Genomic DNA, 13,785 nt, shown 5'->3' with positions numbered 1-13,785 from the left:
ACTAGACCTCAACCAGCTCTTCCTGGGTAACCCTCAGGACCTCGCTGATACTGGTTATCCCGTCAACAACCTTCTGCCAGCCATCCTCCCGCAGCGTCCGGGTCCCGTGCCGCAAAGCTGCCTGTTTAAGCTTCTGCGCGGCGGCGCTCTCCAAGACCAACGAGCACATTTCATCCGTCATTACTAACAGCTCGTAGATGCCGACTCTCCCCTTATAGCCCGTGCGATTGCACTCATCGCAGCCAACCGCCCTGTAAATCGTCTTGGGTATGTTCTTGAAGTCGTGAATCCCAATCCGAGAAAGCTCCAGCTTCGACGGCGGATAAGCCTCTCTGCATTGCGGACACAGTCGCCTCACGAGCCTCTGGGCAAGTATTCCCTCCACCGTTGAGGACAAAAGGTAGTTCTCTACGCCCATATCCAGCAGCCTCGTGATAGTGCTCGGAGCGTCATTCGTGTGCACAGTGCTGAAAACGAGGTGGCCAGTAAGGGCGGACTGTATCGCAATCTCCGCCGTCTCAATGTCTCGAATCTCGCCGATGAGAATAATATCGGGGTCCTGACGAACGATCGACCGAAGCCCATTGGCGAATGTCAGGCCGATCTTCGGCTTGACCTCGATCTGATTGACGCCCACGAGCTCGTATTCCACAGGGTCCTCGACCGTGATGATCTTCTTGTCGGGGGAGTTGATCTTATCCAGAGCAGCGTAGAGAGTCGTCGTCTTGCCACTTCCGGTCGGCCCAGTAACGAGAACGATGCCGTGGGGCCTGCGGATCAGAAACTCGAACTCGTCAAGCGTCCTCTTGTCAAAACCCAGACTCAAGAGATTATATCCCATGCTCTCCCGGTCCAACACCCTCATGACGATGCTCTCTCCGTGAAGCGTTGGAACCGTGGAGACACGAAGGTCTATCTTCTTACCACCCACCTTCAGACCAATTCTGCCGTCCTGAGGAAGCCTCCGCTCCGCTATGTTCAGGTCCGCCATGATCTTGATCCGCGAAACAATTGCAGACTCCAATGTCCGAGGCGGAGATTCAACGTCGTGAAGAACACCATCCGCCCTGTACCGAATCTTCAGCTGACCCTCAAAAGGCTCGATGTGAATGTCGCTAGCACCCGAGTCAACAGCACGCGAGATCAGCAGATTGACCAGCCTGATGACTGGCGCCTCAAAGGCTCTGTCCCGAAGGTGGCTGATGTCCTCGTCCTCCTCGGAAGCGATAAGCTCGAGGTCCTCCTCATCGAGGTCCTCAATGATCTCGCCCATAGTCGCGTCGCCGAAACGGTCCTCAAGCGCGCGCATGATGTCTCGCTGGGATGAGACCAGTATCTTCAAATCCTTGCTAACGCTCAACCTAATGTTGTCCTGCGTGTATTTATCGAGCGGGTCGGCCGTTGCCAGGACGAGTTTGCTGTCCTCGAACCGAAGCGGTAGTATCAAATGCTCCTTTAGGAACTTGGGGGGAAGCGATGGCAGTTCTACATACTCGTCCGGGAACTCATCATACTTGAGATGGCGACAACCTGAGTATCCGGCAAGGACCTCCGCGAGGCCATCCTCCGTTAGCTTCTGCGAAGCCAACAGCGCCTCAACCGCGCCGTCATTCGATCCGCTCCCTTGAACAAGAGCCTCCGCGAGGTCTTCCTCCGAGACCCTGCCGGTCTGAACAAGCAGGCGATTTAGCATAGACGGCGTCTCGAAGGAGAACTTCATTCCTTCTCCGAAAGTGAGAGCGCCTGGCCGTCCTTAATCAAGAAGACAAGGCTCTTGACTACCTTGACTTTTGGCCCAGAGCCGGAACCCAGGGCCAACACCCCAGACCCACCCTCTACGAACCTCACGTCGCCCGAAGCTACCCCCCGCTGTTTCTTGACGTCAAATGTCAACTGCTTGCAATCCAGCACGAATTCCTTGCCGAACTGCAACCTCGTGCTCTTGCCAGAGGCGCGCACCACCTGGCTACGCAGCTCACAGACAACATAGTCGGCAAAAATCCGCATCCTGCCGGCCGATACCTTGACATCTCCTTTGTAGATCGCACGGGCCTCGTCAGAGTAGGCCTCATCCGAAACGATCTCAAGCTTCGTAACTTGTCTTGGTTGAGGCAGGACAACCACCTTTTTCAGCATAACGGGCCGTTGGTCTTGATTGACTATCGCCAGCAACTGCTCAAAAGAGTCCCGTCCCCGCAGGAACTGGTCTCGTTCGACCTGTGAAAGAACGAGCATCGGCCTCGCCGCGGCCGCGCACAACGTCCGGTCATATTGCTCAATAACAGCCTGGAAATAGGGCCTGGCGTGCTCCCATTTCTTCTGCGAACGTAGGACATTACCAATCGAGAAATAAGCCCACGGAGCGCATGGGCTATCCGGGCTTTCCTCGACCACGAGTCTGAACTCGTCGAGCGCCCGGTCAAGGTCCCGAAGCTCATTCTCATCGTCAGAATAGAGCCTCCCGAGTGCGAAATGCGCCCGAGTCGCAAGGCCGCTGTCCGAATACTTGTCAAGGACCTCGGTCAGATTCCTCTGGGCCTCGTCGAACTCGTGCAGCAAGATATTGTCCTCACCTAGAAGGCAGAGCGAGTCGGCCAACAAGGATGACTGGGGATAAAGCCCCTGAATCTTCACGAGGTAGGATTTGGCCGCCTTCACATCGTTGATGTCCCGTGACTTGCTGAGATGAGCTGCTACCCGCAATAGGGCATCGTCCGCCCAGGGGCTCCTCGGGAAAAGCTGCCAAACGAGCCGATAGTTCTTCTCGGCCTTCTCAAAATCACTCATCTGCTCAAAACAGCTGGCAAGCATGAACCGGCAGTGAGCCGCGACCTCGCTCTTGCCCTCATGCAGCGACTTCTCATACGTCTCGGCCGCTTCTGCGGTCCGGCCCTCCGCGAAAAGCCGGTTGCCAAGATCATAACTACCCTGAGCATAGAGGGAGACCGCAAACGACAAATACGCAAGCACAAATGCGACACGCACCAGTAAAGTTGTCACGCCAGACCTCCAATGCATTCGAGTTTGCCGTCAATCTGACCCATCAGTATCAGTCCCCGTAACTCACAAACAATACGTGAGACGCCACAGGGGCGCGTGTTGCCCGCCGCTCACCAAAGACGATGGAGTGCACAATGCGTCCGCGGGTGTCACTCTGCGCGGGGTCAAACACCTCGAGACTGTCACGGGAGCCCGTTGCACTCTGAGCCTTGCCGCCTTCGTTCAACGCCAGCTCTGCAAGGAGGCGGTCCTTCCCAGTCTTGAGATCAGCGTCCGCCATGTCCCTAGCGGCGCCTCCAAAGGATGTGGGCTTGACCGAAGTCCCGGCCATATTACCTCCGTGCTCAAACGGCGAGAACACATACAGAGCAACTGCCAACAAGACCACCGCCGCTGCCGCGAGCCCCAAACGGGCGTGAGCGAACCGCGGGAAAGCGAAGACCGGCGCTGAACTCCTTCGGACGGGCATGTGCGCCGAGCGGACCTTCGCCTTGAGCGATTCAACAGCGGCCCGGCTTGGCTCAATCTCCGGCAGCAGATTGAGATGTCTGGAGATCGCCCTCAGCTCTTCCAGGTAGCGTGAACAATCAGGGCAGACGGCCAAATGTTGCTCGACGAGCTGGCGCTCAGGCCCCGGCAGCTCGTTATCTATGTAGGCGGAAAGCCTCACGGGCATCATCTCGCAGACGTTCTCCTCGCCGATGTGGGCGGTCATGCGAAGCCTAGCCTTAAGCTCCGAGATAGCCTCTTGCCTCGGCTCGACGGCAGGAAGCGATTTCAACAGCGCCGAACCGGCCCTCAGCTCCTCCAAGTAGCGAGAGCAGCCGGGGCACACCGCAAGATGCGCCTCGAGCCTTCTGCGCTCGACTGGCGATAGCTCGTTGTCTATGAACGCCGAAACTCTAGTTAAGTTTTTCCTGCATGCCCTGCTCTTCATAACCCTTCAAATATCCTCTCAGAAGGTCCCTTGCCCTGAAAATACGAGACTTCACCGTGCCCACTGAGCAGTTGAGGACGTCGCCAATCTGTTTGTAAGAAAAACCCTCAAACTCGCTCAGCACCAAAGCTGCCCGATACTTGGGTGGCAACTTCTCAATCGCCTTGTGTACAACAACTGCGGTTTCATTCTCCCTCAGTAACGCGTCTGGCGTCCTATCCGCTTGACTACTGTCCTCGCCCGACTGCGACAGCGTCTCCAATTTCATCTGAGAACGTTTCTGGTAGTTGATCTTGTTCATCGACAGGTTGTGCGCTATTGTGAACAAGTAACTTGAGAACCTGGACTGCTTCTTATATCGAGGTAGGTGCTCATAAACCTTCATAAACGTGTCCTGTAGTATATCCTCCGCCTCATCCCGACTACCAAGAATCCTATACACGAAATTGAAGACCTGGTTACGGTAACGGTCGATGAGCTCCTCGAAGCTCTTCAGGTTACCCGCGCGAACTTGATCGATCAGCTCATCGTCTGTTAACGGCATTACCTACTCGCTTCGGTGTTATTATGTAAAACATATCCCCAAGGTTGCTGGTTCCCAACCCACTGGTTCCAGACCCAGGGAACGCCCTGCCCTTCGGAGGGTGTCTCGCAGCGACTGATCTGCTTGGGCGCGGCAAACTCTGCGTCTCCTTACACACGATACTGCTATATACGAAGGCCCCAAGAGAGTGCCCCCACATCCGACTGGTTGCGTGCTGAACACGCAGCCCTGCCACACTGAAAAATGCAACGACAGCCTAAACCCCATGTTACCCTCTTCGCAAACAACTTCGTAAGCTGCGCCCACTCTCAAAAACCACTTGAAAGTGAATCGCCCTTTCGATTATATTCAACTTTGCTTAGCAATGTATAGCTTAGGTTATTTTTCGTCTCGACAGACGGCCGAGGCGCACGCAATACGTTTGGAGGGGTTATTATGTCTATTCAGTCTCTGGGTTTCGGGGCTGCTCTGCTCGTCCTCGCAGCGCTGCTTTTGTCGCCGTTTTCCGCACTTGCGCAGGCGGGGGACCCGGCTAAGGACTTCACGCTTGAGGATATCAATCCAATATCAGCAAGCTATGGTGACCAGATCACGCTGTCGAATTACGACGGCGCGATTATAGTTCTTCTCTTCTTCACCCCGGCGCAGGATGCAGCACAGCAAAGGGACATACTAACAAATCTCACAAACGGCCTATGGACAACATACCAATCGGCTGGTTGTTTCAGATTCTTTGCTATCGGTGGGTTCGCAAGAGAATCGCGGAACGACATCTTAGGTATGCGACCCAGCTTGCCCAACGCCACGTTCCCAATTCTCTACGATCCGGATAAGGCGGCATGGGGCACGTCCACCAACAGTCTGTATCAGAGCCTGCAACAGAGCAAGGTCCCGCTTGCAGTGGTGATCGACCACGATTTCGAGATATACAACTGGGAAGCAGGCGTGGCCGACTATCAGAACTACAACCAAAAACTCGTTACCTGGGTCTTGGAGCTTGACCCGACCGACAACGAGCCGCCAACGGCTGAGAACTTCTCGCCGCCAGATGGCACAACTGACGTAGCCCTCTGCACCGCGATCGAGTTCGACCTACTTGACCCGTGCGGCGTTGAGGTCTTCACGATAGGGATCGATCGGGTTGGGGATGCGCCGTACGTTGACACGACGATGGAGCCGATAACAGGCGGATACCACGTTACCTTCGGGCCACCGAACGGCTCGATCGGCTCGTTCGGCTGTTGGACGGCAACCTCCCCCGGTGCCGTATATGTCTATACAATCACGTGTGAAGATAGAACCGGCAATGCTCTTTCCCAGGATTACCACTTCAGCACCGCGGCAGCGGACACGACGCCGCCGGTGATGGACAACACATATCCGAGCGATGGTCAGACGGGAGTTGATAAGGACACGCCGATATACTTCGACATCTACGACGACGAGTCGTGTATCGACGAGTCATCGATGCGGCTTTATGTACAGCAGCAATCCGATGCTAGTGAGCAGGAGGTTACCAATAGCGCGACGTTCGATCCGCTCGAGGACCACGAGGGCTTCCACGTTACATACAACCGGCCAACGTCCTACAACATGGACGAATGGGTGAACGTGCGCTTCACGGCGCGGCAGACGTGTAGCACACAGGAGGGTTTCGAGGGCGAGCTCAGGTTCACGATAGGCCAGGGCGGCCCCAGTTTCGTCAATAAAGACCCAAGCGATGGTGCCACTAACGTTCCTGTCGGCCAATACACGATAAGCGTTGACGTTGATGATGCACTCTATGGCGTGGACCCCAGCTCAATTCAGATGTCGATCAACGGCGAGAGCAAACCCGCTAGCAAGTCCGCCATCGAGAACGGCTACCACGTGTGGTTCGACCACGGCTTGGGCGACAGCGCTAAATACACTGTCAGGGGGAAGGCTCGTAACATGGTGGGAAAAACAGGTGAGACCAGCTGGTCTTTCACAACGGTTGACAACACGCCACCTGTTTTGACCTCGAGGCGACCAGCTAACAACGCATACAACGTCTCGGTCGATACCGACATTTTCTTCAAGGTCTATGATTCGGGAGTCGGTGTGAACCAGAACTCCATAACCTTGTCAATAGACGGTTTGGACGTATCACTTGGTCTCGTCAAGGAGCAAGATGAGCCTGGCGATGACGGCCTCATCAACTGCACATTCACGCCTCCAAGTTCGTTTGCGGAGGGACAGACAGTAACGCTGACGTCCAACGCCGCGGACAAGAACGGTAACGTCATGGCGACTGCCGAGTGGTCGTTCGCGTGCTCAGCGGTTCCGGCCGTAGTAATGGCTGGTTGGGGCAACACTGGGATTCACGTGTCCGATCTCGGGGAGTTTGAGGCCTGGGCACTCGTCGAATTCGGCGAGGGGATGGGAATGATCAGGAATGTCCAGATGTATGTGATGAACGCCGCGAACGGGAAGCACTACCCGATCGGCATCTTTCTCGATTATATCGGCTCCTTCGAGGGAAGCGGCGTCTATTACTACCACGAGTACATGCCTAAGGCCGGCCAAGTTGGAATGCTACCCATATACGAAATAGCTGCTGAGGACGTTTATGGTAACTTCAGCCCGGTCTGGCCATATCTCGCGATAACAGACAAGTCAAGATCCAGGTCGCCGGCCATCCCCACTCAGTTCAACCCAACCGATGTGCCGTGGAGGGTGCAGGCGCTCATAGACCGTTGTGGCACCACGACGTCGGACGATGCCACCGGCATCTTAGCTGCGTCGCTATGTAGCGGAACAGCTGGCGAGCGCTCGGCACCTTTGGTGCTGGCGAACTCAAGGCCAGTTATCTTCGCTGGGGGGTTCTACCCGCCCATCGTCGATATCTCTGATACGAGCAACGTTCTGCTCAAGGCGCTTGTCATTGATCCAGACGGTCAGAGCGACCTGGAGCGTGTTGAGATATACGTCGATGGCATGCCGACGGGGATTATGATGTTGGACGATGGCTCGCAGACAGACGACACGCCGGGCGATGGGTTCTACGTTAGAACCTTCACGCTCGAGGCGAACTCGAGGCCTGTCGGGATCGTGATGCTTCAGATTGTCGCGTTCGACTACGCTGGCAACGTCAGCAACGTGTATCCGTACATTACAGTGGAGCCGTAACCCAAATATTGCGGCGCAGAGTGAGCCGGTGGGAACTTTCGGGACTGTTCGTGTTGAGTCGGCCCCAAATTGCGAACAGCGAGGTAACCTGTATCCTTAAGCCGGGAACCGCGTGTTCCTACCGTTTCTCAATCTCCGGGGACCATGATTTAGCACTTGCTAAGTCCGCAACCGATTCAATATAGTATTTGACCGTGTTTGACTGTTGTCCGGCCTTGTTCAGTGGCAGACCGCAAGAATGTGTGATTGATGGAGTTTTGAGATTATGTATGTCTTAGGATTCAACGCGTTTCTGCACGATTCGGGCGCATGTATCATCAAGGATGGTGAGGTGGTCGCGTTCGCGGAAGAGGAGCGCTTCAACCGCAAGAAGCATACCTATCAATTCCCTGAAAACGCCATCAGGTTCTGCCTGGATTTCGCTGGCATCGGGTTCAGCGACCTAGACCACGTAGGCTTTTTCTGGAACCCTTACAAAGAGATACTTTACAAATGGCTGCCGTTCGTCCGCTTCCTTCCGTTCTCATTCTCGCTGTTCAAGAAGGACGCGGCGATAAATCCCTTCGTTAGGCGCATCACGTCGATGGTTCGGGCCAAAGGGTATCTATTCAGGCAGTTCGGCGGTAGCAGTAGCGACGCCGCCACACCCAAGTTCCATTTCGTCGATCACCATATTGCACACGCCGCAAGCTGCTACCTCGTCTCACCGTTTGACGAGGCGGCGATATTTGTTGCGGACGGCTACGCAGAGCGCGATAGCACGCTCATGGCGCACGGCAAAGGCGGCACGATCGAGAAGCTCGAGACGGTCAAGTTCCCGGTCTCGCTCGGCCAGCTCTACGGCGCAGTTACGGAGTATCTTGGGTTCAAGATCTGCAACGGGGAGGGCAAGGTCATGGCGCTGGCCTCATTCGGTGAGCCGAGATTCGAGGGGCTGTTCGACAAGATCGTTCAGCCGACGAGTAATGGTCAGTATGACTTTGATTTCAGCTACATCGGTTACCAGCGTTATGGACTGCTCAAGACTGTATCCGACAAGTTCATAAGGGAGACGGCGCCAATGCGCAAGCCTGAGAGCGAGATGCAGCAGGTCTATATGGACGTTGCCGCGAGCCTCCAGATGTCGCTTGAAAAGCACTATTTCAGGATGTTGAACGTTCTATACGAGCGAACCGGGTGCCCCGACCTTTGCCTCGCAGGTGGTATGGTCTTGAACAGCGTCGCCAACGGCAAGATATTGGAGAACACGCCCTTTAAGAGTGTCTTCATTCAGCCTGCGGCCAACGATGCTGGCTCCTCGCTTGGGTCTGCCATGTTCCTCTACCACAAATACGCGAAAGAGCCCCAAAGAGTGCCCTTGAACCACGCCTATGGCGGCCCCTCGTTTACAAACGAGGAGATCGAGCTCGCGCTTGGACAGTCCGGGCTCAGATACACACGGGTTAAGGCCGTCGAGCAGGACACGGCGAGGCTTATCGCCGACGGGAAGATTGTCGGTTGGTTCCAGGGACGCATGGAGTTCGGGCCGAGGGCGCTCGGGAACAGGTCAATCGTTGCCGACCCCAGAAAGGCAGAGATGAAGGATATCCTGAACAGGCGCGTCAAACACCGCGAGTCGTTCCGTCCGTTTGCTCCTTCGATTAAGGAAGAGAGATTGGGGGAGTTCTTTGAGTCGGACGATCCGGCGCCTTACATGCTCAAGGTCTATCGGATTCGGCCCGAGAAACTCAACGCCATCCCAGCAACCGCCCACGTGGACGGAACAGGTCGCGTTCAGACCGTTTCCAAGGAGGTCAATCCCCGCTACTACAAGCTGATTGACGAGTTCGAGAAGATAACCGGGGTTCCAGTTGTCCTGAACACCTCGTTCAACGTTCGCGGCGAGCCGATTGTCTGCACTCCTCAGGACGCAATTGCGTGCTTTCTCAACACGCAAATTGACTACCTAGTGATGGGCGATTTCATGGCGCATAAGGCCTGATCGCGCGACTGAGTTTCCGTCTGCCAGTGACAGTGCGAGGCGCACGATAGGATGTCGAACTGTCTCCTCCCCCCAAATGTTCCGCGGCCTAGCGCACGTGACGCGCTCGCACCGTTCGTCAAGTTGACTTGGGCACCGAGTGCCACTACTGTATGTTTGACAAGATACCGATGTCTGCCCTCATCGTCTAGTCAGGACAGGACACCGCCCTTTCACGGCGGCGGCAGGGGTTCAAATCCCCTTGAGGGCATAGTTTTTGAGCGTAATGTAGTTTTGAGTAGAGGAGGAAGATGTCCAACTTACCAGCTTTTACTGATGAGAATTTCGATGCGGACGTTCTCCAATCCGACGTGCCGGTGTTGGTCGATTTCTGGGCAGAATGGTGCGGCCCGTGCCTTATGATCGCCCCTTTGGTTGAAAAGCTGGCCGTGGAATACGAGGGCAAGGCTAAGTTCGGCCAGATAAATGTCGATGAGTGCCCAAACACGTCGGCCAATTACGGCATCCGTGCGATACCGACGTTGATGATTTTCAAGGACGGCGAGAAGGTTGATTCGATTGTCGGGGTGGTGCCTGTCGATAGGATTAGGAAAACGCTAGACAAGGCGATCGGGTGATCGTGGCCCCAAAGCAATTGTCGGTCCCGCCCGGGATGCCTTGCGGCAAGCAAAAAGCCAGCAAGGTCCTTTGCGGACATTCCGTGATCTACCAAACTAGGGCAAGGGCGTAAGAGGCTTTGAAGATTGGCTTCGTCAACAGTTGAGTCGCTCGACGCTCGAATAATTAAGACCGTCAGATACGCTGGTGCGAGCGCAGTCCTCGTCGGCAAGGCGCTCGCGTCGTTGTTCAAGCCTCCGTTCGAGATAGGCCCGATCGTCGAGCAGATGGAGAGCGTGGGGCTGAAGTCTCTCACGATCGTAAGCCTCACCTCGTTGTTTACGGGTATGGTTCTTTGCCTCCAGACAGGCTCGGCGTTCATCAGGTTCGGCGCAAAGTCCTACGTGGCAAAGGTCCTGGTAGTGGCGATCACCCGCGAACTTGGGCCGATCTTGGTGGCGCTCATCGTCTCGGGAAGGGTTGCCTCCGGCATAGCGGCGGAGATAGGCTCAATGAAGGTCTCCGAGCAGATCGACGCGCTCAGAGTGATGGGTGCGAGCCCGGTGAAGCGGCTCGTCATGCCGAGAGTGGTTGCGCTAATGATAACGCTGCCGCTCCTCGCCCTGATCGGGGACATTCTTGGGATATTGGGCGGGATGATCATCGCGTCCCTTGAACTGGGGATTAAGGCCAGTTTTTTCCTCTCAAGTGCGCTAGATTTTTTGGCGCCTCAGGACGTCCTAAGTGGCGTAGGCAAGTGTTTCTTTTTTGGGTTGATAATCGCTGGAATAGGGTGTTATCAGGGGCTGACGACGCTGGGCGGCACGCGGGGCGTCGGCATTTCCACCACGAGGGCCGTGGTTCTTTCCTCAGTGCTGGTTTTGCTCAGTGATTTGGTCCTGACGAAGGCGTTCATGTTGCTTTAGCGTTTCGAGCTGTTTGAGACCATAGGAGATAAGTAACCATGCAGAATGACAGAAAACCTTGCCCCGAATGCGGCAACAAGATGAACTACTCTGCCGCCAACAAGATATATTTGTGCCCGTATTGTGGGGAGGAGTTCGGCGAGCGCAACGGCAAGCTGGTGAAGAAAGTCGCGCAGGCCTCAGGGCCGACAGGCGAAAGAAGCGCCGCCGAGATGAGGGAGGAGCTTGATGCTGCGTTCAAGGAGACTCAGATCGGGGCGCAGCTTGCCGACGAGGAGGCCAAGAAAGTCCGCAAGAGAGAACAGACGGAACTGTTTGACCTAAGGATGAGAAACACCGAGGCGCGGACAATGATCAGGGCTACGAATCGGCGTGGGATAGGCCTTTGCCTCTTTCTTGATTTCGTGATCTTTGTGCTGTCCTACAACTACAACTTGCTGGTGTACGGGCTTATTGCGATGGCGTTTCTGACGCTGGGGACATACCTTTACCTGACCTCCTATACGGCCAAGATCAAGGAGTGGCAAACGAGGGTCGCGTCGGAGACGAAAGAGATTGAGGGGGACGTGTATCTGGAGGGTCTCAATCAGGAACTGGACAAAGACGAAGGACCCAAGTAACAGCGTGCCGAACAAAGAAACCGCGCTTACGCCTAGCGACCACATCGCAGAGGTCCTCGCAACCTCCTTTTACGTCGGCGAGATACCAATGGTGCCCGGCACGTTCGGGACAATCCCGGGCCTTTTTATCTTCATCATGGCGTCGGTGCTCGGCGTGCCAGCCTGGGGTTATCTCATCGCCATTCTGGCTGTTTACTTTGTCGGCGTGTGGGCCGCGGGCCGGGCGGAAAGAATATCAGGCAAGAAGGACGACGGCCGAATCGTCATCGACGAGGTTGTCGGCGCAATGATAACCATGTTCTACATGCCGCTGGACTGGCGTCTCGTCATCGCGGGGTTCTTCGCATTCAGGTTCTTCGACATTGTCAAGCCAGGGTTTAGGAAGGTCCAGCGAATAGAGGGCGGACACGGTGTCATGATCGACGACGTCATCGCCGGCGTCATGGCCAATGCCTCGCTGTGGCTGTTCATGTGGCTCATCTCGCTCTTCTATTGACCACACTCTCTATCTTGGGGGTGTGCTGCTGCACTCGTTGGAGCTTCGGCAAGCGTGAATGGCAGCGTTTCCGCCAGCTCGTATTTATGCTGCGAGCAAAAGGGTTGACTATGGGTGAGTGGGTAGTAACCTAATTGAGCAAGGCTGTACGTGATTCTGTGAAGAGGGAAACTTGGCTGACAAAATGCAGACCACCGAGACGACAGATGCTCCAGCAAGAGTCCTGATCGTAGATACGCCGGAATCGGTCGCCCATATTGAGCCGGCGTTGGCGGGTGCAGGCTTTGAGGTGGTGTCTTTCTCGTCGGCGGATGAGATAAGAGCTTGCCTGAGGCAGCGAGACTGCGACGTTGTCCTGCTTGACGTTGAGTTCGCCGCCCGCATCGGGCTTGACATGTTCGCCGAGAGCGCAACCTCCGAGGGACACATCCCCACGATCGTTGCGTCGGCCAAACCCACGCTTGGCAAGGTCCTGCGAGCGTGGAACAACGCCGCATCGTTCTTCCTCAAGAAGCCGCTTGAGCTCTCGCGGACAGTGACTTCTCTGAGAGACGCTGTTGACAACAAGCGGCTCTACGAGCGGGTGGTCGCCAGGATCGAAGACCTAGAAAAGGCAAACGAGCAGCTTGGCCGCGAAAACCAACAGCTAGCGCGGCAGGCCGAGCAGTTCGAGACCTTTGAGCATATCGCCAAATCTATTGCGAGCTCGCTCGAGCTGGACAAGGTCCTGAAGGAGATACTCCTGAGCATAGCCAACGCGGTGCAGTTTGACCGCGTAGTTCTCTCGCTGATTGATTGGGACCGGAAGCTCGAGGAGGCAGTGATGGGGATGGGCATCCCCGAGGACAAGTATGAGGTGGTGCTGGCGGAGAAGGTGTGGCCACTTTCAGACGACAAGATAGCGCCGTGGGCCAAGCAGGTCGTCCACCACAAGGCGAAGTATTTTTCTGACGGCGACTTCGGCGAGGGCGAAACCGCAAATAAAGCCAAGAGGCTGTTCCCAGGGCCGATGGCCAAAATCCCACTCGTCGTGAAGGACGTCGTGGTCGGCACTATTACGGTCGATAACCACAAGTCGAGACGGCCAATAACCGAGGAGCACACGGCCATTCTGGAGCGCTTCACCGAATACGCTGGGATAGCCATCATGAACGCCAAGCTCTACATGCGCGCGGTCGAGGCCCAGAATGAGCTCAAACAGGCGCACGAGAAGCTAATCGAGACCGAGCGGCTCAAGACGATAGAGCGGATGGTGGCCACCGTCAATCACGAGATCAACAACCCGCTGTGCAGCATCCTGCTTTCGGCTCAAATGCTTCAAACTATGCTTGCCGCGAGCGACGAGGCGATTAAGCAGAAGGCAAAATCGATTCTGGAGAACGCCGACCGCATCGCCTCGATCGTCAGCAAGCTCGAAAACATTCAGCGCACGGCGCCAAGCGCCGCCAACACGGACGGCAAGATGTTCGACCTCGATGAGATTATGTCCAACCTCGGGGAAAACTGACAAAGGGCGCCGGGCGGACAGAACAAT

The 13,785-nt window shown here is 55.7% G+C and carries 11 protein-coding genes and 1 tRNA gene; 8 read left to right on the top strand and 4 right to left on the bottom strand.

Going from position 1 to position 13,785, the window contains the following annotated elements; translation table 11 throughout:
- Position 1 precedes the first annotated feature (1 nt).
- Genes gspE through VM163_03520 form a run of 4 tightly spaced genes read right to left on the bottom strand, consistent with a single transcriptional unit; the run spans position 2 to position 4,481 of the window.
- Positions 2 to 1,720, bottom strand: a complete 1,719-nt coding sequence (gene gspE / locus VM163_03535; protein HUT02942.1) for a type II secretion system ATPase GspE — start codon at positions 1,718 to 1,720, stop codon at positions 2 to 4.
- Positions 1,717 to 3,000, bottom strand: coding sequence for a tetratricopeptide repeat protein (locus VM163_03530; GenBank protein ID HUT02941.1), 1,284 nt, complete (start codon positions 2,998 to 3,000; stop codon positions 1,717 to 1,719). The genes gspE and VM163_03530 overlap by 4 nt, the downstream gene beginning before the upstream one ends.
- Positions 3,001 to 3,049: 49 nt before the next feature.
- Positions 3,050 to 3,937 carry a zf-HC2 domain-containing protein gene (locus tag VM163_03525; GenBank protein ID HUT02940.1) on the bottom strand — a complete coding sequence of 296 codons (888 nt, stop codon included), beginning with the start codon at positions 3,935 to 3,937 and terminating at the stop codon, positions 3,050 to 3,052.
- Positions 3,903 to 4,481 carry an RNA polymerase sigma factor gene (locus VM163_03520; protein HUT02939.1) on the bottom strand — a complete coding sequence of 193 codons (579 nt, stop codon included), beginning with the start codon at positions 4,479 to 4,481 and terminating at the stop codon, positions 3,903 to 3,905. The genes VM163_03525 and VM163_03520 overlap by 35 nt, the downstream gene beginning before the upstream one ends.
- A gap of 435 nt (positions 4,482 to 4,916) precedes the next feature.
- Here VM163_03520 and VM163_03515 point away from each other — a divergent pair, with 435 nt between their 5' ends.
- From VM163_03515 to VM163_03480, 8 genes are all read left to right on the top strand, one after another.
- Entirely contained in the window at positions 4,917 to 7,631 is a 2,715-nt protein-coding gene (locus tag VM163_03515; protein ID HUT02938.1) for a hypothetical protein, read from the top strand.
- Between the two features lie 265 nt (positions 7,632 to 7,896).
- Positions 7,897 to 9,612, top strand: a complete 1,716-nt coding sequence (locus VM163_03510; GenBank protein HUT02937.1) for a carbamoyltransferase C-terminal domain-containing protein — start codon at positions 7,897 to 7,899, stop codon at positions 9,610 to 9,612.
- A gap of 176 nt (positions 9,613 to 9,788) precedes the next feature.
- Positions 9,789 to 9,862 (top strand) — tRNA-Glu (locus VM163_03505).
- Between the two features lie 40 nt (positions 9,863 to 9,902).
- Positions 9,903 to 10,229, top strand: a complete 327-nt coding sequence (gene trxA / locus VM163_03500; GenBank protein ID HUT02936.1) for a thioredoxin — start codon at positions 9,903 to 9,905, stop codon at positions 10,227 to 10,229.
- Between the two features lie 126 nt (positions 10,230 to 10,355).
- Entirely contained in the window at positions 10,356 to 11,135 is a 780-nt protein-coding gene (locus VM163_03495) for an ABC transporter permease (GenBank protein ID HUT02935.1), read from the top strand.
- A 38-nt stretch (positions 11,136 to 11,173) separates the two neighbouring features.
- Positions 11,174 to 11,755: a hypothetical protein gene (locus tag VM163_03490; GenBank protein ID HUT02934.1), complete on the top strand. Its 582-nt coding sequence runs from the start codon at positions 11,174 to 11,176 to the stop codon at positions 11,753 to 11,755.
- Positions 11,691 to 12,251, top strand: coding sequence for a phosphatidylglycerophosphatase A (locus VM163_03485; protein HUT02933.1), 561 nt, complete (start codon positions 11,691 to 11,693; stop codon positions 12,249 to 12,251). Before VM163_03490 ends, VM163_03485 begins: the two co-directional genes overlap by 65 nt.
- A gap of 172 nt (positions 12,252 to 12,423) precedes the next feature.
- Entirely contained in the window at positions 12,424 to 13,758 is a 1,335-nt protein-coding gene (locus tag VM163_03480; GenBank protein ID HUT02932.1) for a response regulator, read from the top strand.
- Positions 13,759 to 13,785 lie beyond the last annotated feature (27 nt).

It is taken from the genome of bacterium, from assembly GCA_035527515.1.
Classification (GTDB): domain Bacteria; phylum B130-G9; class B130-G9; order B130-G9; family B130-G9; genus B130-G9.
Note: the sequence above shows the minus strand (reverse complement) of the source record. Positions and strands in the feature narration are given on the sequence as shown.

Excerpts from the sequence above, each read along its gene's own strand:
- gspE (HUT02942.1), bottom strand. The coding sequence starts at position 1,720 with ATGAAGTTCTCCTTCGAGACGCCGTCTATGCTAAATCGCCTGCTTGTT.
- VM163_03525 (HUT02940.1), bottom strand. The coding sequence starts at position 3,937 with ATGAAGAGCAGGGCATGCAGGAAAAACTTAACTAGAGTTTCGGCGTTC.
- VM163_03520 (HUT02939.1), bottom strand. The coding sequence starts at position 4,481 with ATGCCGTTAACAGACGATGAGCTGATCGATCAAGTTCGCGCGGGTAAC.
- trxA (HUT02936.1), top strand. The coding sequence starts at position 9,903 with ATGTCCAACTTACCAGCTTTTACTGATGAGAATTTCGATGCGGACGTT.
- VM163_03490 (HUT02934.1), top strand. The coding sequence starts at position 11,174 with ATGCAGAATGACAGAAAACCTTGCCCCGAATGCGGCAACAAGATGAAC.
- VM163_03515 (HUT02938.1), top strand. The coding sequence starts at position 4,917 with ATGTCTATTCAGTCTCTGGGTTTCGGGGCTGCTCTGCTCGTCCTCGCA.
- VM163_03510 (HUT02937.1), top strand. The coding sequence starts at position 7,897 with ATGTATGTCTTAGGATTCAACGCGTTTCTGCACGATTCGGGCGCATGT.